The sequence below is a fragment of the Paraburkholderia sp. EG286A genome (assembly GCF_040965375.1).
GTDB lineage: Bacteria > Pseudomonadota > Gammaproteobacteria > Burkholderiales > Burkholderiaceae > Paraburkholderia.
Genome location: NZ_JBFRCB010000002.1, coordinates 703,807 through 726,085, shown reverse-complemented (window position 1 = coordinate 726,085; position 22,279 = coordinate 703,807). Strand labels below are relative to the sequence as shown.

Genomic DNA, 22,279 nt, shown 5'->3' with positions numbered 1-22,279 from the left:
CACGTGAAATCCAATGCCGTTTGATCATCCCGTTATGCTTTTCGTGCATAACGTCCCCGAAGTCGAAAAAACGTGTCGCGGGCGCCGTGTTCAGGCCTTACAGGCTGAAATAGCCTGACTGTTTGCGTGGCTGTTGCGAGTTCAGCTTGCCGCTTCGTCAGCGCCTGCCCTGCGCAAGTTCCTCGCTGACCGCCTCCCACAGCTCGCGCACGAGCGCCTGGCGCGCGTCGTCGCCCTGCGTCGCGAGCTTGTCGCGATAGAGGCGGATCTCCATGTCGAGCGTGAACTGGCCCTCCGGCACGCCGCGCGTGCCGCGGTCGAGGCGAATCAGCTCGCCCTGGGCCACGGCGTCTTCCACCGCGCTGTGCGGCAGGAAGGCGATGCCGTGACCGGCCAGCGTCATCGCCTTGAGCCCTTCCGCCATGTCCGTTTCGTAGACGCGGTCCAGATAGAGCCGCGCCGGTGCGTTGGCAACGATCACCTCGGTCATGCGGCCGAGATACGCGTTCGGCGTATAGGAGAGATACGGTGCGGGCGCATCGGGCGTGCCGGGCAGCGTGTAACGCGCACGCCCCGCGCGCTGCGGCGCCGAGTATGGGCTGATCGACTCGATGCCGAGCGTCAGCGTGTCGTAACGCGCGGGGTCGAGCGTCACGGGGTGGCTCGGGTGGTGATAGCCCATCACGAGGTCGCAGCCGCCCTCCACCAGTGACAGCACGGCGTCGTGCACGTTCAGTGCGCGCAGCCGCGTGTGGATGCGGCCGAGCTTCGCCTCGATGCGCTGCAGCCAGCGCGGAAAGTACGTGAGCGAAAGCGTGTGCGGCACCGCGAACTCGATCGTCGCCGCGGGCGTGGCCGTGTGGCCGCGCAACAGGGTGCGCGCCTCGTGAAACTGCGAAAGCATCGCGAGCGCCTGCTCGTAGAAGACCTGCCCCGCCGCCGTGAGGCGGGTCGGATAAACCGAGCGATCGATCAGTTCGGTGCCGAGCCACGCTTCGAGCGCCTGAATGCGGCGCGAGAAAGCCGGCTGCGTCACGTGGCGCAGCTCGGCTGAGCGACTGAAACTATGCGTCTCCGCAAGCGAGACGAAGTCTTCGAGCCATTTGAGTTCCATGCGAGGCCAGCGAGCGGATGAGAAGTCCGCATTCTAGGCCCGCGGGCGCACGCCTGGGCGGCGGTGCGGCGAATATCGCGCGACGCGCCGGACGGATGCCTTAGCGGAACGCCTCGGAAAGCGCGGCTTCCAGTTCTGCGACCACGCCGCGCCAGTCGCCGAGCGTGGACTGGCGGAATACGCGCGCCGACGGATACCAGACCGAATCGGCGCGATCCTTGCCCCAGCGCCAGTCGGGCTGCGCGGCGAGTAGCACCCACACGGGTTTGCCGAGCGCGCCGGCGAGGTGCGCGACCGACGTATCGACCGTGATGACGAGGTCGAGCGCCTCGATGAGCGCCGCCGTGGCCGCGAAGTCGTGCAGATCGTCGCCGGGCGCGTCCATCGGCCAGCGGCCCGCGACCGCCGCAAGCTGCACGGCCGCCGGGCCTTTCTGGAGCGCGAACCAGGCGTTGCCGGGAAGCGCGGAGAGCGGCAGAAGCGACTTGAGCGGCACGGAGCGGAAAGCGTCGAAAAGATGGCGCGGGTTGCCCGCCCAGACGAGCCCGATACGGCGCTGCGCGGCGCCGGCCAGAGCGTTCACGCGGGCGCGCCAGGCGGCGGCCTGCACGGCATCGGCGCGCATGTACGGCATGTCGGCGTAGATCGGCCGGCCGGGAAACTTCAGCGGCAGGCTCATCACGTCGCACCCGTAGTCGTAGTGCGAGGCGATTGCATCGTCGCCCGGCGCGGCGTCGAGCACGCGTGCGACACCCGGCACCGTCGCCGCGAGCGACGCCAGCTCCGGCGCGACCCACGCGTGAACCTGCGCGCCCAACTGCGCCAGCAGGCCCGCATAGCGCACGAACTGGATCTGATCGCCCACGCCCTGCTCGCGGCAGATCAGGAAGCGTTTGCCTTGCAGCGGCTCGCCCTGCCACTCGGGGCACGGCAGCTTGCGGTAGTTGGCTCTGGCGGTCGAGGTGAGCTTGCGGTTCTCGAAGAGCGGCCAGCCGCCGGCATAGTCTTCGCGCCGCAGCATCAGCATGCCGAGCTGAAAGCGCGATTCGGGCAAGTCGGGGTTCAGCGCCAGTGCGCGGCGATATTCGATCTCCGCTTCGTCGTAGCGCGCCACTGCGGTCAGCGCGAAGGCCAGATTGTTGATGATGCCCGCCCCGTCGGGCTTGAGTTCCGCGGCGCGCCGGTAGAGCGGGATCGCGTCTTCGTAGCGGCGCATCGCGTCATAGGCATAGCCGAGTTCGAAGAGCGCGAACACGTTGTCGGGCTCGCGTGCGATCACGGCCTCGAAGCAGGCGGCCGCTTCGGCGTACTGCTTCATCGCGCGCAGCAGGCGACCCATGTGGATCGACGTCTTCAGATCGCTGGGATCGAGCGCGGCGGCAGTGCGGAACTGCGCAAGTGCGGCGTCTTTTTCATCGGTGGCTTCCAGTGCGCGTCCGAGATTGAACGCGAAGTGTGCGCATTGCGGCTCCAGCGAACGCGCACGCCGATAGTGTTGCGCCGCGCCGGCGAGGTCGCCGAGTTCCATCAGCGCATTGCCGAGATTGTTGTGCGCGTTCGCGAAGCCGGGGGCGAGCGCCAGTGCCCTGCGCTGCCAGGCGGCGGCGCCCGCATGGTCGCCAAGGCGGTTCGCGACCACGCCGCGGTTGGCCAGATATTCGGCGCCGTCGGGCGTCTGCGCGAGCGCGCGGTCCATCAGATCGGCAGCTTCCTGCAGCTGGCCGCGGCCGAGCGCAATCACGCCCAGATAGTGCAGTGCGCCGGGATTTTCGGGGTGCGCCGCGAGCGCGGACTGATAGTAAGCGTGGGCGTCGGCGAGCCGGCCCGCGCGGTGGCAAGCCAGGCCGGCTTCGATCAGGGCAGCGGCCTCGTCGGCAGCGAGGATGGGAGCATCGAGAGTCATGGCAGCAAGTATTTGATTGAGCGCAAACTTTTGACGTGATCGCACTCTATATCCGTCTCAAAACGCCCCATCGCGTCAACAGGCCGGTGCGACTGAACGCCTTGAGGTGCGTCACGGGCCTGCGCTCAGCCGTGGCTGACAGCGCCGCCCTCGGCCCCAGACGCCAAGGTGATAAAATCTCGGGTTCCCGCCGTCTCGAATCTGACTGCAACCGACTGCCAACTGAGCGTAACGCGCCACGTTACGTCCCCATCATGTCCGACACTCGTCCCGATACCCTCTTCGCGCTCAACGCGCTCTCCCCGCTCGACGGCCGCTACGCCTCGAAAACCGAAGCGCTGCGCGACTGGCTCTCGGAAGCCGCGTTCATGCGCAACCGCGTGACCGTGGAAATCCACTGGCTGATCGCCCTCTCGCAGGCCGGTTTCGCGGAAGTGCCACGCTTCTCGGCAGCCTCGGAGCAATTCCTGCTCAAGCTCGCCGAGAACTTCACGGCGCACGACGCCGCGCGCATCAAGGACATCGAGCGCGTGACGAACCACGACGTGAAGGCCGTGGAGTACTGGCTCAAGGAGTCGGTGAAGGGGCAGCCGGAACTGGAGCGCGCAAGCGAGTTCATCCACTTCGCCTGCACCTCGGAAGACATCAACAACACGTCGCACGGCTTGATGCTCGCGGGCGCACGCGAGCACGTGATCCTGCCGGCGCTGCGCTCGGTGCATCAACGTCTCGTCGCGCTCGCGCACACGCATGCCGAGCAGCCGATGCTCTCGCGCACGCACGGCCAGCCGGCCAGCCCCACGACGCTCGGCAAGGAAATCGCCAACGTCGCGGCGCGTCTCGCGCGTGCGATCCAGCGCGTCGAGAAGGTCGAACTGCTCGGCAAGATGAATGGCGCAGTCGGCAACTTCAATGCGCATCTCTCGGCGTATCCGGAATTCGACTGGGAAGCCTTCTCGAAGGAAGTCGTCGAGCAGCGTCTGAAGCTCACGTTCAACCCGTACACGATCCAGATCGAGCCGCACGACTACATGGCGGAACTGTTCGACGCCGTCGCGCGCGCGAACACGATCCTGCTCGACCTCGACCGCGACGTCTGGGGCTATATCTCGCTCGGCTACTTCAAGCAGAAGACGAAGGCCGGCGAAATCGGCTCGTCGACCATGCCGCACAAGGTCAACCCGATCGACTTCGAAAATTCGGAAGGCAACCTGGGCCTCGCGAACGCGACGCTGCGCCACCTCGCCGACAAGCTGCCGGTCTCGCGCTGGCAGCGCGACCTCACCGACTCGACGGTGCTGCGCAACATCGGTGTCGCGTTCGGCTACTCGCTGCTCGCGTACGACGCTCTGATCCGCGGTCTGGACAAGCTCGAAGTGAACCCGCAGCGCCTGAACGACGACCTCGACGCCACGTGGGAAGTGCTGGCCGAGCCGGTCCAGACGGTCATGCGCCGCTACGGCATCGAGAACCCGTACGAGCAGCTCAAGGAACTCACGCGCGGCAAGGGCATTACGCGCGAAGCGCTGCAGACGTTCGTGAGCGGCCTGGCGATTCCGGAAGACGCGAAGAAGCGTCTGCTGGAGATGACGCCTGCGTCGTACGTCGGCAAAGCCGTGGAGCTGGCGAAGCGCATTTCGTAATCGCGACGTCGCAAGGCCATAAAAAAAGCGCTCGATCGAATCGAGCGCTTTTTCGTTTACCGCCGCACGATCGCGTGGCCGTGCGTGGCCGCGAGATCAGGACGCCTGATTGCGGCGCGTTTCCATCTGCTTCATGACCTCGTCGACGATCTGCTCGGGCGTGAGCTCGATGCTCACCTCGATCGCCTCGTCCGCGCCCGGCGCTTCGAGCGTGTCGAGCTGGCTTTGCAGCAGCGACGGGTCGAAGAAGTGGCCGGTGCGCGATGCGAGGCGCTCGTGCAGCACTTCGAACGAGCCCTTCAGGTACACGAAGCACACGTCGCGGTCGTTGCCGCGCAGGATGTCGCGATACGAGCGCTTGAGCGACGAGCAGGTGAACACGGCCGTTTCGTGGGCACGCTGCTTCTCCTCGATCGCCGCGCGAATCGTACGCAGCCACGGCCAGCGGTCGTCGTCGGTGAGGGGAATGCCGTCGTGCATCTTCTTCTTGTTGGCCTCGCTGTGGAAGGCGTCGCCGTCGGTGAAGCTGCACTGGAGGCGCTCGGCGAGCATTTCGCCGATGCGTGTCTTGCCTGCGCCCGACACGCCCATCGCTATCAGAATCATTTACTGCTCCTGTCGAACGGAGTTCGCGCTTTAGCGCTTACTCCGATCCCATGCAACAAAGTTGCGCGTTACACCACCGCTGCGAGGGCGAAGGTAAGCCCGAGGCCCAGCAGCGAAATAATGGTCTCCAGCAACGACCATGTCTTGAACGTCTGCACGACGCTCATGCCGAAATACTCCTTGATCAGCCAGAATCCGCCGTCGTTGACGTGCGAGAAGATCAGCGAGCCCGAGCCCGTGGCGAGGACGAGCAGTTCCGGCTTCACGGTCATGGCGCTGGCCGATGCGATCGGCGCGACGATGCCGCAAGCCGTGGTCATGGCGACCGTGGCCGAGCCCGTGGCGAGACGGATCAGCGCGGCGACGATCCAGCCGAGCAAGAGCGGCGACAGATGTTCGTTCTGCGCCAGCTCGACGATCTGCTTCGACACGCCGCTGTCCATCAGCACGCGGCCAAAGCCGCCGCCCGCGCCCACGATCAGCGTGATGCCCGCGATCGGCGCGAGACAGTCGCCGCAGAACTTCTGGATCTGCTCGCGCGTGAAGCCACGTTGCGCGCCGAAGGTCCAGAAGCTTACCAGCACGGCGATCAGCAGCGCGACGTCCGACGTGCCGACAAAGTGCAACAAATTGCTCGGCAGGCTCTTGGGCTCGAACACGAGATCGGCCCAACTGCCGATCAGCATCAGGATCACCGGCAGCAGGATCGTGAAGAGCGTGACGCCGAAGCCCGGAAGCTCGCTATCGGGCTTGGGGTCGGCCTTGCTCACGAACTGCTCGGAAAGCGGATTGCTCTCCGGCAGCTTGATGTAGCGGTGAATGAAGAGCGCGAAAAGCGGCCCGGCGATGATCGCCGTAGGCACGCCCACCATCAGGCCGTAAGCGATGGTCTTGCCGATGTCGGCGTGATACGCCTGCACGGCGAGCAGCGCGGCCGGATGCGGCGGAATCAGCCCGTGCACGACCGAAAGGCCCGCCACCATCGGCAGGCCGATCAGCAGCAGCGACTTGCCGGTGCGCTTGGCGACGTTGAACGCGATCGGAATGAGCAGCACGAAGCCGACTTCGAAGAACACCGGCAAGCCGACGATGATCGCGACGACCATCATGGCCCAGTGAATATTCTTCTCGCCGAACCAGCGAATGAGCGTCGTGGCAATGCGCTCGGCGCCGCCCGATTCCGCCATCATCTTGCCGAGCATCGTGCCGAGGCCCACCACGATGGCGATGTGGCCGAGCGTGTTGCCGTTGCCGGTCTCGAACGACTTGACGATCTGATCCATCGGCATGCCGACGGCGAGGCCGAGCAGCAGCGAAACGATGATCAGGACGAGAAACGGATAAACCTTGAAGCGCGTGATCAGCAGGATCAGCGCGGCGATCGCGACGAGCGCGTAAATCAGCAGCATGCTGCCGTGGGCCACTCCCATGAGGCTCCTCTCCAGGTAGTTGTTCGAAGTCCTTTTGCCCTGTGCGGCGACGGATGGGCGCAGCAGCGCCCATGCGGGACAAAAGTGCCGGCCGTCGCCGGGCCGGGGATTGTAGAGCTTATAACGACTTTTGGTGCAGCGTACTTAAAAGACACGCGAGCCGCGCAAGCGCGCGCCCGAAAGGCGCCGTTTGCGCGGCTCGCTGCACGCCCTCCGTACACGCGGGGCGCGGCATTCCGGTCTTCGTTGCGCCGCAACATGCGGCGCGCGCGTCAGCGCATCGAGCAGACGCGCTCGATTAGCGCACCGGGCGCGACAACTCGCTCGCGGCGTGCGCAAGGCGCGTGACTTCGTCCCAGTTCTGCGCGGCGATGGCCGCCTTCGGCGTGAGCCACGAACCGCCCACACACACCACGTTGGGCAGCGCGAGGAAGGTCGGCGCGGATTCGGCGCTGATACCGCCCGTGGGGCAGAACTTGAGCGTCGGGAACGGGCCGTGGAAGGCCTGCAGCATGTTCAGGCCGCCGGCCGGCACCGCCGGGAAGAACTTGACGATCTCGTAGCCCAGTTCCATCGCGACGATGATGTCGGTCGGCGTCATCACGCCCGGCAGCAGCGGCAGGCCCGCGTCGAGCGAAGCCTGATGGATCTCGCGCGTGAGGCCCGGCGAAACGCCGAACTGTGCGCCGGCTTTCTTCGCGAGCGCGCAGTGCTCGGGCTTCGTGATCGTGCCCACGCCCACGACGATGTCCGGCGCGATCTTCGCGGCGCGCTCGATCGCTTCGAGGCCGGCCTTCGTGCGCAGCGTGATTTCGAGCACCTTCACGCCGCCCGCGTGGAGCGCGCGGGAAACGTGCTCGCCCTGCTCCGGCGTGTCGAATGCGAGCACCGGGATGACGGGACCGAGGCGAACGATGTCGGCGACTGTGCTATTTGCCATGTTCAGGCTCCTTGATGATGAATTGAGTTCGCGGCGTGGGCCGGCGCATGCGCGGCAGCAGCGGCCGGTGCGGGCGCGGCCTGCTCGCCCACGAGCGGACCGAACACCGTGGCGCCCAGCTCCGCCGGCGCGGCGGTGGCGCGGAACACGCCGAACAGTTCGCGGCCAAAGCCCACTTCATTGAGCTCCTGATGCGCGGGCTGCGCGACCGGACGGGCATCCCACTCGGCAGCATCGACTTCGATGTCGAGCACGCCTTCCACTGCGTCGATCACGATCGTATCGCCGTCGCGCACCTTGCCGATCGGGCCGTGCAGCAGCGTTTCCGGCGAAACGTGGATGACCGCGGGCACCTTGCCCGACGCTCCCGACATGCGCCCGTCGGTCACGAGCGCCACGTGAAAGCCCTTGTCCTGCAGCACGCCGAGCAACGGCGTGAGGCGGTGCAGCTCCGGCATGCCATTCGCACGCGCGCCCTGGAAGCGCACCACGGCCACGAAATCGCGCTCGAGTTCGCCGCGGTCGAATGCTTCCTGCACGGCTTCCTGCGAATCGAACACGATGGCGGGCGCACGCACCTTGCGGCGCTCCGGCGCAACCGCGGAAACCTTGATGACACCGCGGCCCAGACGGCCCTGCATCAGGCGCAGGCCGCCGTCCGGCTGGAACGGCGTCGGCAGCGGACGCAGCACGGATTCGTCGGCGCTCTTCTCCACCGCCGGCACCCAGGTGAGCTTGCCGTCGATGAGCTTCGGCTCCTCGGTGTAATGACGCAGGCCACGGCCCGCGACGGTATTCACGTCTTCGTGCAGCAGCCCGCCGTCGAGCAGTTCGCGCACGAGGAAGGCGATGCCGCCCGCCGCGTGGAAATGATTCACGTCGGCCTTGCCGTTCGGATAGACGCGTGCGAGCAGCGGCACGGCGTCCGACAGCACGTCGAAGTCGTTCCAGTCGATGATGATGCCCGCCGCCCGCGCCATCGCCACGAGGTGCAGCGTGTGGTTGGTCGAGCCGCCCGTCGCCATCAGCGCGACGATGCCGTTGATCACGGCCTTCTCGTCGACCACATGGCCGATCGGCGTGTAGTTGCCGCGCTCGACGGTGAGTTCGAGCACGCGGCGCGCCGCCGCGGCGGTGAGTTCGTCGCGCAACGGCGTATGCGGATGGATGAAGGCCGAACCCGGCAGATGCAGGCCCATGATCTCCATGAGCATCTGGTTGCTGTTGGCCGTGCCGTAGAACGTGCAGGTGCCGTGGCCGTGATACGCGGCGGCCTCCGATTCGAGCAGCGCCGCGCGATCGCACTGGCCGGTGGCGAACTGCTGGCGCACCTTGGCCTTGTCGTCGTTCGTGATGCCGCTCGTCATCGGGCCGGCGGGCACGAAAATGGTCGGCAGGTGGCCGAATTGCAGTGCGCCGATCACCAGGCCCGGCACGATCTTGTCGCACACGCCGAGGCAGAGCGCCGCATCGAACATGTTGTGCGTGAGCGCGACGGCCGTGCTCATCGCGATCACTTCACGCGAAAAGAGCGACAGCTCCATGCCGGCGTTGCCTTGCGTCACGCCATCGCACATCGCCGGCACGCCGCCCGCGAACTGCGCGACGCCGCCGCCTTCGCGGGCCGCCTTCTTGATGATGTCGGGGAAATCCTTGTAGGGCGCGTGAGCCGAGAGCATCTCGTTGTACGCCGAGACGATGCCGATATTCGGCTCGCGGATCGACTTGATCGAGATCTTGTCGCGGCCCTCGAGGCCGGCGAAGCCGTGGGCAAGATTCGCGCACGAGAGCGCGCCGCGCGCCGGGAACCGGTCCTGAGCCGCCGCGATGCGCGCCAGATAGGCCTCGCGCGTGGGCTTGCTGCGCTCGATCACGCGCTGCGTGACCTTCATCAACTGAGAATGCGGGGAAACCATCGAATCTCCTTCCTTCTTGTCACGGCGGGGACGCTCGGGGCCAGATCAGGCGCGCTTTGGGCGCACCAGACAGCGATGGCGCGATGTTAGTAGAAAAACTACAAGACGACAATCCCGGTAAGACCCTGGGAGCGCGACGGTAAGCGAACGCCTAGTCTCATTATTTACAGGCCTTGCGCGTCGATGCGCGGCTGGACTGAAAAGGAGCAAACGGCGATCCTGTAGTTTTTGTACATAACGTCCGATCCGTTATAGTCCACGGATCTTTCAGCATAGTGCGAGTTTCCTGATGCTGCTGTCCCAGATGAAAGCCATGCGCGAGCAATTGCGCCCTTCGGAGCGCAAGCTCGCCGATTACGTGATTCAGGCGCCGCGCGAGGTGCTCGATCTGTCCATGACCGAGGTCGCCGAGCGCGCGGGCGTGAGCCAGCCGACCATCGCGCGGTTTTGCCATGCGCTGGGATTCTCGGGATTCCGCGAGTTCAAGATTCGTCTCGCGCAGGCCGTTGCCGCGGATCTGCCCTCGGAACATCCGGCCGTCTACCGCGACGTGAGCCCGGACGAGCCGGTGCCGGGCGTCGCGGCCAAGGTGCTCGACCGCACCATCGGCGCGCTCCTGCAGGTACGCAACAACCTCTCCACGGACTCGCTCGCCGCGGCGATCGGCCTGCTCGCGCATGCGGCGCGCATCGAGTTCTATGGTGCGGGTGGCTCGGGCATCGCCGCGCAGGACATGCAGCACAAGTTCTTCCGGCTCGGCATGCCGAGCGTTGCGTATTCGGATCCACAGACGTTCCTGATGTCGGCGGCGCTGCTCGGCCCCGGCGATGTCGTGGTGGCGATCTCGAACACGGGGCGCACGCGCGACATCGTGGATGCCGCGCGCACGGCGCTCGATCGCGGCGCCAAGGTGATCGCCATCACGCATGGCACGTCGCCGCTCGCGCGCCTGGCGAGCGTCGGCCTGCACGCGAACGTCGACGAGGACACCGACGTCTTCTCGCCGATGACTTCGCGGACTTCGCATCTCGCGATCGGCGACATACTCGCGGTGGGTGTGGCGCTGCAGCGCGGTCCGGAGCTTGCAGAGAAACTAGCCGATGCGAAGGAGATCATCGCGCGAAGAAGGCTGGACGCGAACGGCTAACGGCGGACCAGAAGGCGCCCCACAAAAAAAGCGGACTCCCGAGGGAGTCCGCTTTGCGTTGAAGCCCGAACTACGCGGCCGATCGCCTGGGGAAAGCCGGGCTTACCACTGGTACGACATACCGCCGCCGATCGTGGCACCGCCACCCGATGCATACCCGCCGCCCACCTTCACCTTGAGGTTCTGCGTGATGCGCGCCGATGCGCCGAGCGCCACTGCCTGATAGCCCTGGAAGTTGGCCGTACCGATACCCACCGCGACGGTCTTGCCCTGATCGACTTCCGGAATCATCGTCAGCGCGGTTGCCGCCGCGATACCGCCGTAGGCGTTGCGCGCCACCGAGTTGACGTTGCTCTGGAGCGCATTCAGGCCGCTCTGCAGCTGCCCCATGTTCACCGCATCGGTAGCGTGGACGCCATTCGCGACATTGGTGATCCGACGCTCATTGCCTTGCGAGCCCACGGACACGGTGTTGTCCTCGTCCGCGACCGAGTTCGCACCGAGCGCGACCGAGTTGTTGCCCATGGCTTTTGCCGAGTCGCCAATCGCCGTTGCGTTCGCACCCGAAGCGATCGCACCGCCGCCTGCCGCGATCGAGCTGGCGCCCGTGGCCGAAGCCGCGCCGCTCGTCGTGTTGGTCGACAGATACTCAGTGCCGTTGACGCTGATGTTCTGGATCTGCTGATTCAGGTTCGAGACCTCGACGTTCGTGGCGTACAACTGCGAGCCCGTCACGGCGTCCGTGCTCGACGCCGAGAGCTCGGCGTCCTGCAGGTTGGTCAGCTTGACCGCCGTCGTCGAATCCGTGCCGCCCAGCGTGACCTTGTCGTGTGCCGACGAGTCGTACTGAACGGCGTTCGCCACCTGGCCCGAGATGTTGGTCACCGTTTGCTCGATGTTCGTTACACGGCCATCGATGTTCGAGATCGCGCTGCCGACGTTGTTGTAAGTGTCGCCGCCCACGACGTACGTCGGCGCCGAGACCGAGCCATCGGGGTTGACCGTCGAACCGCCGCCCAGCGCGCTGGCCGTGCTCGATGCAACACCGTAGAGCTGGCCGCCGTTCACGGCGTCGGTGCTGCTTGCCGCAACGACACCACTCGCGACGTTATGCAGCGCCACCGGCGCGTGATCCAGCGACCCGCCAAGCGTGACCGAGTTCAGCGAGGTGTCGTCGTAGGCGACAAACGCGTTCGAGATGTTGCCCGACGGATCGACCTTCGCACCCATGGCTTCGAGCTGCGCGACGTTGACCGCGTCGTTCGCATCCACGCCGTTCGCCACGTTGTGCAGCACGACCGGCGCATGCCCCGAGCCGCCGAACGTGACCGTATTGAGCGACGTGTCGTCATAGGCGACAAACGCGTTGCTGATGTTGCCCGACGCATCGGTCTTCGCGCCCAGCGCGTAGAGTTGCGAGCCATTCACCGCGTCGAGGCTCGAGGCGTTCAGCGCAGCATTCGCCACGTTCGTCAGCACGACCGGCGCGTGCGAGGTGCCTGCGCCGCCCAACGTCACCGTGTTCAGCGTCGTGTCGTCATAGGCGACAAACGCGTTGGTGATGTTGCCCGACGCATCGGTCTTCGCGCCCAGTGCGTACAGCTGCGAACCGTTCACCGCGTCGAAGCTCGTGGCGTTCAGCACGCCGTTCGCCACGTTCGTCAGCGCGACCGGAGCGTGGTCCGTTCCACCGAGCGTCACCAGGTTCATCGACGCGTCGTCGTAGTGCACGGCGTTCGGGTCCGTCCCACTGCCACCGCCTGCGTTCAGCGCGGCAATCGCATCGCCCACGTTGTTGTAGGTTTTGTGATCGACGGTATAGGACGGATTCACGATCGAACCGTCTGCGCTGTACGTTGAACCGCCGCCCAGCGCGCCGGCCGTGGAGCTGGCAAGGTTGTACAACTGCGCACCGTTCACGGCGTCGACGCTCGACGCATTCAGACGGCCGGCCGCGACGTTCGTCAGCACGACGGGAGCGTGGTCCGTGCCGCCCAGGGTCACCGAATCGTGCGTCGACGTGTCGTACATCACCGCGTCTGCGAGCTGGCCGGTAATGTTCGTGACGTCGCCTTGCAGGTTCGTGATGTCGGTCGTGTTCTGCGTCACGCGGCCATCGAGGTTCGTGATCGCGCCGCCCACGTTGTTGTAGGTGTCGCCACCCACGTTATATGTCGGGTTCGAGATCGAGCCATCGCTGTTCACCGTCGAGCCGCCGCCGAACGAATCCGCCGTCGAGCTGGCCAGGTTGTACAGCTGCGAACCGTTCACCGCGTCGAAGCTCGTTGCCGAGACTGCGCCCGAAGCGACGTTGTGCAGCGCCACGGGCGTGGTCGCATCCGTGCCGCCCAGTGTCACCGAATCGTGCGTCGACGTGTCGTACCTCACCGCGTCTGCGAGCTGGCCGGTAATGTTCGTGACGTCGCCTTGCAGGTTCGTGATGTCGGTCGTGTTCTGCGTCACGCGGCCATCGAGGTTCGTGATCGCGCCGCCCACGTTGTTGTAGGTGTCGCCACCCACGTTATATGTCGGGTTCGAGATCGAGCCATCGCTGTTCACCGTCGAGCCGCCGCCGAACGAATCCGCCGTCGAACTGGCCAGGTTGTACAGCTGCGAGCCGTTCACCGCGTCGAAGCTCGTTGCCGAGACTGCGCCCGAAGCGACGTTGTGCAGCGCCACCGGCGCGGTCGCATCCGTGCCGCCCAGTGTCACCGAGTCGTGCGTCGACGTGTCGTACCTCACCGCGTCTGCGAGCTGGCCGTTGATGTTCGTGACATTGCCCTGCAGGTCGCTGATGTCGGTTGTGTTTTGCGTAACCTGCTGGTTGGTCGCGAACAGTTCCGAGCCATTCACCGCGTCGGTCGACGAAGCCGTCAGTTGGCCTGCCGCAACGTTGGTGATCGTGCGCTCCTTGCCTGCCGATCCCACCGAGATCGTGCTCTTCGCGTTCGTGCCGGCGAAGGTGTAGCTATTGCCGCCGATCGTTGCGCCCGGAGTGTTCACCACGGTTGCTGTGGTAGTACCGGTGCCCAGCGCCACGTCGTTCGCATTGGTCGCGACGGCACTCGTGCCTATCGCCACCGAGCCATCACCGACCGACTTCGTGTAGCTGCCGATGGCGACCGAGGTGGAGCCGGTCGAGGTCGTCAATGCGCCCATCGCCACCGACCCATAGCCCAACGCGGCGTTGTAACTGCCCATTGCGGCAGAAAAATCGCCACTCGCTACTGTCCTGTAACCCAGAGCGCTGCTCGCAGCACCGGCTGCCGTTCCGAGCGAACCCACAACGGTTCCAAACGCGCCCGTAGCGGTGGCACCGAAGCCAACCACACCCGCATTCTGGCCACTGGCAAGCGTGTATTGGCCGATTGCCATTGTTCCTGCGCCTGTTGCACTGGCATTGGCGCCGATCGCAAGGTTGTACTGCCGCAGATAGCGGTCGTCATTTGTAATCAGATACGAATTTGAAGTGTCAGCCGCATAAGCGTTCGAGCCAATCGCAAGGTTTGAGTCAATGCCACTGTCACTCGGCGCGGTGTTGCCACTCCCGCCTGCGGTATAGGCGTGCGCCTGGCTCGCCGCCCCCAGCACCGCGATGGCAATCGCCACCGCCCTCACGTTGCCCTTACCCTTGCGCTTGCCTTTGGCGTTTTCTGCCGCTGCAACCCATGTTCTTGTGGTCTCGTTCCAGACTGATTTGTATGTCCTGTTCATTCCTAGCCCTGGTGAATTCCGGGAGTACCGACCGCGTGATACCCATAGGCGTCACAACCCGATGCGTGCTGCAATCTGTCGGCCATTTCCTTCAATAAAGAAAATCAACTGGCCCATTAAAGCCAACGATCTGCGTCGAACACGCCATGGCTCGATTATTTCGATAGCTCAGAAAATGCTTACAGACCGATCGGAGCCATATGCGATGACAGCAGCAACTTTATGGACTCGAAATCACAGGGAGAATAAGAGAACTCTTAAAGCAAAAGGCGCCATGCGATAAGGCTGAGGCGCACAATCAGCAAGGAAGATAGCCGCAGACAGAAGGCGTCCAAGACGCTCTCGAAGGTCGAGACAAGCGCATAAGAATCAAAAGGAAATTTCCGCGTTTTCCCTCAATCACACAGAAACTTATTACAAAAAATAAACCTTAATTCCGCACCAATAATATCCCCTACGCCTTTTCTAAAAAATCCTACGCATTCGACTCAATTGCATTAAGAATTGTCAGAGTTTTTTCGGTAAATATTAAACCCCCGCAGCGACGGGCGGCCCCGCTGTTCTCGACGAATTTCTCGACGATAAGTTATTCGAAGTATTGCGGAGGAGATCGGGGTATCGCTTCACTGACGTGTTCGTGAAGCAGGAGGACGGCTGGCGTGTTGCGGCGGCCCGCATGCGCCGCGAGACAACGGGCACCATCTGACGGCGCCCGCGCAGGGGAAAAAGCTGGATTACGCGCCGCAGTGGCGGCGTCAGTGGCTCAGTGGTTCAGAACGGCTTGATGACAGCCAGCGCCACCGCAGCCAGCATGCCGAGCACGGGAAGCTCGTTGAACATGCGATACCACTTGTCGGAGCGGCGGTTTTCGCCGCGCTCGAAGGTCTTGAGCAAGCGCCCGCAGTACGCGTGATAGACGATGAGCACCACCACCACGCCCACTTTCGCGTGGATCCAGCCCTGGCCGCGCCCAATCCCCACCACGAGCCACAGCCACAGTCCGCATAGCAGCGCGGGCACGGCGATCATCGTCATGAAGCGGTAGAGCTTGCGCGCCATGATGAGCAGACGCTTGACGGCCGCAGGCTCGGTTTCCATCGCGAGATTCACGAAGATGCGCGGCAGGTAGAACAGGCCCGCGAACCACGAGGCGATGAGCACGATGTGAAACGTCTTGACCCAGAGCATCGACATTATTTTTTCTTCTTCGTGAGCGATTGTGCAACGAGGCGGCGCGCGACGCCGTGCGCCGCCTCGTGCGGTTCGTGACTATTGACGGCCTTCGCCGTGGCCGAGCACCACGTACTTCAGCGAGGTCAGCCCTTCCAGGCCGACCGGGCCGCGCGCATGCAGCTTGTCGTTCGAAATGCCGATCTCCGCACCGAGACCGAACTCGAATCCGTCGGCAAAGCGCGTCGAGGCGTTGACCATCACGCTCGCCGAGTCGACTTCGCGCAGGAAACGCATGGCGCGGTCGTGGTCTTCGGTGACGATCGCATCCGTGTGGTGCGAGCCGTAGGCGTTGATGTGCTCGATCGCGTCGTCGAGCGTATCGACCACCTTCACCGCCAGCACGGGCGCGAGGTACTCGGTACGCCAATCCTCTTCGGTCGCATCTACCAGCGGACCCACGCCCGCGTCGGCGAGAATCGAGCGCGCCGCGGCATCCACGCGCAGTTCGACTTCCTTCTCGCGATACAGGCGGCCAAGCGGCGGCAGCACGTCGTGTGCAATGCCGCGCGCCACGAGCAGCGTCTCCATCGTGTTGCAGGTGCCGTAGCGGTGCGTCTTGGCGTTGTCGCACACGGTGAGCGCCTTCGCGAGATCGGCGCGGTCGTCCACGTACACATGGCAGATGCCGTCGAGGTGCTTGATCATCGGCACGCGCGCCTCGGCCATCAGGCGCTCGATCAGGCTCTTGCCGCCGCGCGGCACGATCACGTCCACGAATTCCGTCATCGTGATGAGCTTGCCCACGGCCGCGCGGTCGGCGGTCTCGACCACCTGCACCGCGTCCTGCGGCAATCCCGCCGCGGCCAGCCCTTCGCCGATCAGCTTCGCAAGCGCCGTATTGCATTCGAGCGCCTCGGAGCCGCCGCGCAGAATCGTGGCGTTGCCCGACTTCAGGCACAACGCGGCCGCGTCGATCGTCACGTTCGGCCGCGATTCGTAGATGATGCCGATCACGCCCAGCGGCACGCGCATCTGCCCCACCTGAATGCCGCTCGGGCGGAACTTGAGGTTGCTGATCTCGCCGATGGGGTCGGGCAGCGCCATCACCTGGCGCAGGCCTTCCACCATGGTCTTGAGCGCCTTGTCCGACAGCGTCAGGCGGTCGATGAACGCCGCGTCGTGGCCCTTCTCCTTCGCGCGCGCGAGGTCGCGTGCGTTCGCATCCTTCAGTTGCTGCGCGTCGCGCTCGATGGCTTGCGCCACCGCTTCGAGCGCCGCGTTCTTCGCGGCCGTCGAGGCCCGTGCCATCGCGCGCGAAGCGTTGCGGGCGCGGCGGCCGAGGTCGGTCATGTACTGGTCGATATCCATGGTGTCTTTCGTCATGCGGCGCGTGAGGCGCAGTCGGATGAGCTGCCCAAGCACGGTTTGATTCAAAGCGGTTCAGCCCGATTTTAAGGCCAGCCGCCAAGGTTTGCTGGCCGTGGCCGGGCGGCCCGGCAGGTGCAGCGGCTGCGCGGCGGCCGTCAAGCAGGCGCCGAAGTGCCGCGCAACGCTTTACCCTTGCCGGCGCGACGGCCCTGCGGTGCGCGGTCGGGCCGCGGCCGCGGCCGCAGCTGCGGCGGCTGCCGCCGCTGGGCCAGTTGGCTGAGCACCCGGCTGTGGGCGTCCAGGCGCAGCAGCACCACGCGCACCGGCGGCGCCACGCGCCTGCGGTGCACCATCTCGTGGCGCGGCCACCGTCATGGCGAGTTCGAACAGGCCATCCCAGGCATCGGGCGGCAGCGCATTGCGCCAGTCGGCGCGCGATTGACCCGAAAGCCCCTTGACCTGGCGGTCGAGGCGCGCCGCGAGCGCGAGACCGCGCTCCAGCGCCGCTTCGCTCAGGCGCGACAGCGCCGGCCCGATGAGCCGCTCGCGCGGCCCCCACACGCGGTTCTCGCGCAGCAGCATGGCGAGCGGCTTGCCCGCGGCCACGCCGCGCTTGATGCGCAAGAGCGTGCGGATTTCCTCGACCACGGCCCACAGCACCAGCACCGAAGCCTCGCCTTCGCCCTGCAGCCCGTCGAGCATGCGCGCGAGACGGCCGACGTCACCCGTGAGCATGGCTTCGTTGAGCTTGAATACGTCGTAGCGCGCGACGTTGAGCACGGCGTCGTGAATCTGCTCGAAGCTCAACACGCCTTGCGGATAAAGCAAGCCAAGCTTCTGAATTTCCTGATGTGCCGCCAGCAGGTTGCCTTCCACGCGCTCCGCCACGAATTGCAGCGCGCGCCGGCCGTCCTCGCCGGGCGCCACGCGCTGGCCTTGCAGCGCCAGACGCTGGCCGATCCAGTTCGGCAGCGCCGCGCGCTCGACCGGGTCGATCTTCAGCGCGACACCGCTCTCGGCCAGCGCCGTGAACCACGCAGACTTCTGCGTGGCGGCGTCGAGGCGCGGCAGCGTGACGAGCATCAGCACGTCGGGATTCGAGGCAGCGGCGAGCGTCTTGAGCGCGTCCGCGCCTTCCTTGCCGGGCTTGCCCGACGGAATGCGCAACTCGACCAGCTGGCGATCCCCAAACAGCGACATCGACTGGCTCGCGCCGAGCAGCGAACTCCAGTCGAAGCCGCGCTCGACGGTGAACACGGAGCGGTCGGTAAAGCCCGCCGCGCGCGCCGCCGCGCGGATGCGGTCGCACGCCTCCTGGGCAAGCAGGTGTTCGTCGCCGTAGACGACGTACAGGCCGGCCAGCCCTCTCGCGAGGTGCGGTTCGAGTGCGTCGGGTCGCAGTTGCATGGCGCTCGGTCGAAGGTCGCTCAGTAGATGGAAACCGCGCGCATTACAGCGGCGGCGGCGGCAGCGGTGCGCGCGGCGCGACACCCGGCACGACCTGATCGGGCGTCGGGTTGATCGTTTTGAGCACGGCAAGGCGCCGCATGAGCTGGTCGACGGCGTCGTTCTGCATGTCGGTGAACAGCAGATCGGCTTCCTGCGTCTTGGCAGTCGAGAACTGATCGCTATAGGTCATCGCGCGGTTCAGCGAGATCACGCTCGGCTGGATCAGCACGGAGCCGTCCGGCCTCGTCAGCACATAGTTCAGCGAGTAGTTGACCTGATATTCGACCACCGCGCCGAGCGAATTGAGCGTGAGCGTGCTGAAGCTACGGCCTTCGGAAACGCGCAGCACGGCATCGGCATTGGCCACCGAGTCGACCACCACCGAATCGCTGCCGCCTTCGACCATACGCGAGAGGCGTCCGACGAGCGGCGGCGGCGCGCCGACGACGGCGAGACGCTTGAAAGCGAAGTTCTCCTCGCCGCGCAGCTGGAAGCCGCACGCCGAGAGGGCCAGCGCGCTGCCCGCCACGAGCGGGAACAACCTGAGAAACGATCTGCGAATCACATGGACTCCCTGGTTCGCGACAGAGTCGCCGGTGTCGGCTGAGCGGCGCCGCGCGGTGCTTCGCGCGCTACGCCGCTCACATGGCCTTGGTTTGCCTCGTCAGACCACGACGTTCACGAGGCGGCCCGGCACGACGATGATCTTCTTCGGTGCACGGCCTTCCGCAAACTTGACGAACATCTCGTGCGCGAGTGCGGCCGCCTCGATCGCATCCTTCGGCGCGTCCTTGGCCACCGTCACGGCGCCGCGCACCTTGCCGTTCACCTGCAGCACGAGTTCGATTTCGGCCTGCTCGAGCGCCTTTTCGTCGACCTTCGGCCACGGTGCATCGAGCAGCGTGCCGTATTCGTCGCCGTAGCCGAGCGCCTTCCACAGTTCGAATGCGATGTGCGGCACGACCGGGTACAGCACGCGCAGCAGCACGCCGAACGTTTCGCGCTGCACGCCAGCACCGGCACCCTTGGCGCCGTCGATGGCGTTGAGCATCTTCATCGCCGCCGATACAACGGTGTTGTACTGCAGGCGCTGATAGTCGAAGTCGGCCTGCTTGAGCACGCTGTAGACTTCGCGGCGCAGCGCCTTTTCGACCTCCGTGAGCGCCGCCGCATCGAACGAGGCGCGCGACTGGATCGCTTCGGCGTTCGCGTGGCCAAAGGCCCACACGCGGCGCAGGAAGCGGCTCGCGCCTTCCACACCCGCGCCCGACCATTCGAGCTGCTGCTCGGGGGGCGCCGCGAACATCGTGAACAGACGCGCCGTGTCTGCGCCGTACTGGTCGATCAGCACCTGCGGGTCGACGCCGTTGTTCTTCGACTTCGACATCTTCTCCACGCCGCCCAGCACCACGGCCTGGCCGTCGCTGTTGAGCGTCGCGCCGATCGGGCGGCCCTTGTCGTCGTGCGTGACGGTCACGTCGGCCGGGTTGTACCAGGTCTTCTTGCCCGCAGCGTCTTCGCGATAGAACGTTTCGTTGAGCACCATGCCCTGCGTCAGCAGGTTCTTCGCCGGCTCGCCGAACTTCACGAGGCCGAGGTCGCGCGAGACTTTCGCCCAGAAGCGCGAGTACAAGAGGTGAAGAATGGCGTGCTCGATACCGCCGATGTACTGGTCCATCGGCATCCAGTAATCGGTGCGCTCGTCGACCATGTTCACCGCATCCGGCGCGGCGTAGCGGTAGAAGTACCACGACGAGTCGACGAAGGTGTCCATCGTGTCGGTTTCGCGCTTCGCGTCGGCGCCGCAGGTCGGGCACTTGCAGTTCAGGAAGGCTTCCGACTTCGCGAGCGGGTTGCCCGTGCCGTCCGGCACGAGGTCTTCCGGCAGCACGACCGGCAGATCCTTTTCGGGCACCGGCACGTCGCCGCAGCTCGGGCAGTGGATGATCGGGATCGGCGTGCCCCAGTAGCGCTGGCGCGAAATGCCCCAGTCGCGCAGGCGCCACGTGACCTGCTTGTCGCCGAGGTCGAGGGCCTTGAGGTCGGCTGCGACGGCATCTACGGCCGCGGTGTAGGCGAGGCCGTCATACTTGCCGCTGTTCACGCACACGGCGCGTTCCTTGTCGCCGTACCATTCCTGCCAGCCGTCGAGCGAGTACGTCTCGCCTTCTGCTGCGATCACCTGCTTGATCGGCAAGTCGTACTTCTTCGCGAACGCGAAGTCACGCTCGTCGTGGCCCGGCACGCCCATCACGGCGCCTTCGCCATAGCTCATCAGCACGTAGTTGCCGATCCACACTTCGACCTTTTCCTGGGTCAGCGGATGCGTGACGAAGAAGCCTGTGGCCATGCCCTTCTTTTCCATCGTCGCCATGTCGGCTTCGGCCACGCCGCCGCGCTTGCATTCGTCGATGAACGGCAGCAATTCCGGCTTCTCTTGCGCGAGGCGCGTGGCGAGCGGGTGCTCCGCCGCGATCGCGCAGAAGGTCACGCCCATGATCGTGTCGGCGCGCGTGGTGAACACGCGCAGCAGCTTCTTCTCGCCGTCGAGTTCGTACGGGAAGCCGAAGTTCACGCCGAAGCTCTTGCCGATCCAGTTCTGCTGCATGATCTTGACGCGCTCGGGCCAGCCGAGGCCGTCGAGGTCGTTCAGCAGTTCATCGGCGTACTGCGTGATGCGCAGGTAGTACATCGGGATTTCGCGCTTTTCCACCAGCGCGCCCGAGCGCCAGCCGCGCCCGTCGATCACCTGCTCGTTGGCGAGCACGGTCTGATCGACCGGGTCCCAGTTCACCGTGCCGGTCTTCTTGTAGGCGATGCCCTTCTCGAGCATCTTCAGGAAGAACCACTGGTTCCACTTGTAGTAGTCGGGCTTGCAGGTGGCGATCTCACGCGACCAGTCGATCGCGAGACCCATCGACTGCATCTGGCCCTTCATGTACTCGATATTGTCGTACGTCCACTTGGCCGGCGGCACGTTATTGGCCATCGCGGCGTTTTCGGCGGGCATGCCGAACGCGTCCCAGCCCATCGGCATCAACGTGTTGTAGCCGTTCATGCGCAGGTAACGGTACATCACGTCGTTGATCGTGTAGTTCCGCACGTGGCCCATGTGCAGCTTGCCCGACGGATACGGCAGCATCGAGACGCAGTAGAACTTGGGCTTGTCGGCCTTCTCGGCCGTCCGGTAAGCGTCGGTGGCGCGCCATTCGCCTTGCGCGGCGGATTCGACGTCGGTGGGAACGTATTTTTCGAGCATGGTGTGGGTGGTGAACGCTGGAAACGGGCGGCTGCTTCGGTACCTTCAGTGCCGGATGCACCGGGCCGGCCGTTCACGATACCGGCAGATTGCGGCGGTTTCGCTGGGCCCGTTTTTAAAGGAAACGTTGATTATACCGTTGACTGGCGCGCGCTCAGCGGCGTGCGCAGTGGCGTCTTCAATGAGCGCCGGCGGGCGGCTCGGTCACGAAGCCGAGGCGCGTGAGACCGGCCTGCTGCGCGGCGCCCATCACCTGGGCGATCACGTCGTAGCGGGTCTCGCGCGCGGCGCGCAGCTGCAGCTCGGGCTGCTGCGACTCGGGCTGTTTGCCCGCTGCCGTGAAGCGCGCGCGCAGTTCGTCCAGCGTGATGGGCTGGGCGTTCCAGTAGAGCTTGCCGGCGGCGTCGATGGAAAGCGTGACGGTCTGCGCCGTCTGCTGCGCGGGCTCGGCGGCGACCTTCGGCAAATCGAGCCGGATCGCGTGCGAGAACAGCGGCGCGGTAATGATGAAAATGACGAGCAGCACGAGCATGACGTCGATGAGCGGCGTCATGTTGATTTCCGACATCGGTGCCGTATCGCGCTTCTTTTCGAGTCCGCCGAATGCCATACGCGTT

The 22,279-nt window shown here is 65.3% G+C and carries 15 protein-coding genes and 1 pseudogene; 2 read left to right on the top strand and 14 right to left on the bottom strand.

Features of this window, described 5'->3' with window-relative positions; translation table 11 throughout:
* Nucleotides 1-157: 157 nt before the first annotated feature.
* Complete coding sequence (locus AB4Y35_RS09950) at nt 158-1,114, bottom strand: LysR family transcriptional regulator (protein ID WP_069268435.1); 957 nt, start codon at nt 1,112-1,114, stop codon at nt 158-160.
* A gap of 100 nt (nt 1,115-1,214) precedes the next feature.
* A complete protein-coding gene (locus AB4Y35_RS09945; RefSeq protein ID WP_368704264.1) occupies nt 1,215-3,017 on the bottom strand; it encodes a tetratricopeptide repeat protein in 1,803 nt (600 codons plus the stop codon).
* Nucleotides 3,018-3,271: 254 nt separating this feature from the next.
* Here AB4Y35_RS09945 and purB point away from each other — a divergent pair, with 254 nt between their 5' ends.
* Nucleotides 3,272-4,660, top strand: coding sequence for an adenylosuccinate lyase (gene purB, locus AB4Y35_RS09940; protein ID WP_368704263.1), 1,389 nt, complete (start codon nt 3,272-3,274; stop codon nt 4,658-4,660).
* Nucleotides 4,661-4,756: 96 nt separating this feature from the next.
* Here purB and AB4Y35_RS09935 read toward each other — a convergent pair whose 3' ends face one another.
* From AB4Y35_RS09935 to edd, 4 genes are all read right to left on the bottom strand, one after another.
* The gene (locus AB4Y35_RS09935; RefSeq protein ID WP_368704262.1) at nt 4,757-5,266 is read right to left on the bottom strand and encodes a gluconokinase; all 510 of its coding nucleotides are present in this window, start codon (nt 5,264-5,266) and stop codon (nt 4,757-4,759) included.
* Nucleotides 5,267-5,334: 68 nt separating this feature from the next.
* Complete coding sequence (locus tag AB4Y35_RS09930; protein WP_368704261.1) at nt 5,335-6,696, bottom strand: GntP family permease; 1,362 nt, start codon at nt 6,694-6,696, stop codon at nt 5,335-5,337.
* Between the two features lie 298 nt (nt 6,697-6,994).
* Nucleotides 6,995-7,636 (bottom strand): bifunctional 4-hydroxy-2-oxoglutarate aldolase/2-dehydro-3-deoxy-phosphogluconate aldolase, encoded by a 642-nt coding sequence (gene eda / locus AB4Y35_RS09925; RefSeq protein WP_110385350.1) that lies wholly within the window; start codon nt 7,634-7,636, stop codon nt 6,995-6,997.
* A gap of 2 nt (nt 7,637-7,638) precedes the next feature.
* A complete protein-coding gene (edd, locus tag AB4Y35_RS09920) occupies nt 7,639-9,552 on the bottom strand; it encodes a phosphogluconate dehydratase (protein ID WP_368704260.1) in 1,914 nt (637 codons plus the stop codon).
* Between the two features lie 289 nt (nt 9,553-9,841).
* On the opposite strand from edd, the gene AB4Y35_RS09915 reads away from it, so the two are divergent.
* Nucleotides 9,842-10,699, top strand: coding sequence for a MurR/RpiR family transcriptional regulator (locus AB4Y35_RS09915; protein WP_368704259.1), 858 nt, complete (start codon nt 9,842-9,844; stop codon nt 10,697-10,699).
* A gap of 102 nt (nt 10,700-10,801) precedes the next feature.
* Here the strand turns inward: AB4Y35_RS09915 and AB4Y35_RS09910 are convergent, their stop codons facing one another.
* The 8 genes and pseudogenes from AB4Y35_RS09910 to AB4Y35_RS09875 form a co-directional block, all read right to left on the bottom strand.
* Nucleotides 10,802-13,900: a YadA-like family protein gene (locus tag AB4Y35_RS09910; RefSeq protein ID WP_368704640.1), complete on the bottom strand. Its 3,099-nt coding sequence runs from the start codon at nt 13,898-13,900 to the stop codon at nt 10,802-10,804.
* A gap of 381 nt (nt 13,901-14,281) precedes the next feature.
* Nucleotides 14,282-14,413, bottom strand: a pseudogene (locus AB4Y35_RS09905) (ESPR domain-containing protein); the annotation flags it as partial.
* Nucleotides 14,414-15,184: 771 nt separating this feature from the next.
* Nucleotides 15,185-15,607, bottom strand: a complete 423-nt coding sequence (locus AB4Y35_RS09900) for a CopD family protein (protein WP_368704258.1) — start codon at nt 15,605-15,607, stop codon at nt 15,185-15,187.
* 75 nt (nt 15,608-15,682) lie between these two features.
* On the bottom strand, nt 15,683-16,954 hold the full coding sequence (locus AB4Y35_RS09895; protein ID WP_368704639.1) for a glutamate-5-semialdehyde dehydrogenase: 1,272 nt from the start codon (nt 16,952-16,954) through the stop codon (nt 15,683-15,685).
* A 186-nt stretch (nt 16,955-17,140) separates the two neighbouring features.
* Nucleotides 17,141-18,361, bottom strand: a complete 1,221-nt coding sequence (holA, locus tag AB4Y35_RS09890) for a DNA polymerase III subunit delta (protein WP_368704257.1) — start codon at nt 18,359-18,361, stop codon at nt 17,141-17,143.
* 43 nt (nt 18,362-18,404) lie between these two features.
* Nucleotides 18,405-18,968: an LPS assembly lipoprotein LptE gene (gene lptE, locus AB4Y35_RS09885; protein WP_368704256.1), complete on the bottom strand. Its 564-nt coding sequence runs from the start codon at nt 18,966-18,968 to the stop codon at nt 18,405-18,407.
* Between the two features lie 99 nt (nt 18,969-19,067).
* Complete coding sequence (gene leuS / locus AB4Y35_RS09880) at nt 19,068-21,662, bottom strand: leucine--tRNA ligase (protein ID WP_368704255.1); 2,595 nt, start codon at nt 21,660-21,662, stop codon at nt 19,068-19,070.
* Between the two features lie 178 nt (nt 21,663-21,840).
* Nucleotides 21,841-22,272 carry a biopolymer transporter ExbD gene (locus tag AB4Y35_RS09875; protein ID WP_324162301.1) on the bottom strand — a complete coding sequence of 144 codons (432 nt, stop codon included), beginning with the start codon at nt 22,270-22,272 and terminating at the stop codon, nt 21,841-21,843.
* Between the last annotated feature and the right edge of the window lie 7 nt (nt 22,273-22,279).

Bases quoted from the DNA above. Each gene is read 5' to 3' on its own strand.
- AB4Y35_RS09950 (WP_069268435.1), bottom strand. From the start codon at position 1,114: ATGGAACTCAAATGGCTCGAAGACTTCGTCTCGCTTGCGGAGACGCAT.
- AB4Y35_RS09945 (WP_368704264.1), bottom strand. From the start codon at position 3,017: ATGACTCTCGATGCTCCCATCCTCGCTGCCGACGAGGCCGCTGCCCTG.
- purB (WP_368704263.1), top strand. From the start codon at position 3,272: ATGTCCGACACTCGTCCCGATACCCTCTTCGCGCTCAACGCGCTCTCC.
- AB4Y35_RS09935 (WP_368704262.1), bottom strand. From the start codon at position 5,266: ATGATTCTGATAGCGATGGGCGTGTCGGGCGCAGGCAAGACACGCATC.
- AB4Y35_RS09930 (WP_368704261.1), bottom strand. From the start codon at position 6,696: ATGGGAGTGGCCCACGGCAGCATGCTGCTGATTTACGCGCTCGTCGCG.
- eda (WP_110385350.1), bottom strand. From the start codon at position 7,636: ATGGCAAATAGCACAGTCGCCGACATCGTTCGCCTCGGTCCCGTCATC.
- edd (WP_368704260.1), bottom strand. From the start codon at position 9,552: ATGGTTTCCCCGCATTCTCAGTTGATGAAGGTCACGCAGCGCGTGATC.
- AB4Y35_RS09915 (WP_368704259.1), top strand. From the start codon at position 9,842: ATGCTGCTGTCCCAGATGAAAGCCATGCGCGAGCAATTGCGCCCTTCG.
- AB4Y35_RS09910 (WP_368704640.1), bottom strand. From the start codon at position 13,900: ATGGGCAGTTACAACGCCGCGTTGGGCTATGGGTCGGTGGCGATGGGC.
- AB4Y35_RS09900 (WP_368704258.1), bottom strand. From the start codon at position 15,607: ATGTCGATGCTCTGGGTCAAGACGTTTCACATCGTGCTCATCGCCTCG.
- AB4Y35_RS09895 (WP_368704639.1), bottom strand. From the start codon at position 16,954: ATGGATATCGACCAGTACATGACCGACCTCGGCCGCCGCGCCCGCAAC.
- holA (WP_368704257.1), bottom strand. From the start codon at position 18,361: ATGCAACTGCGACCCGACGCACTCGAACCGCACCTCGCGAGAGGGCTG.
- leuS (WP_368704255.1), bottom strand. From the start codon at position 21,662: ATGCTCGAAAAATACGTTCCCACCGACGTCGAATCCGCCGCGCAAGGC.
- AB4Y35_RS09875 (WP_324162301.1), bottom strand. From the start codon at position 22,272: ATGGCATTCGGCGGACTCGAAAAGAAGCGCGATACGGCACCGATGTCG.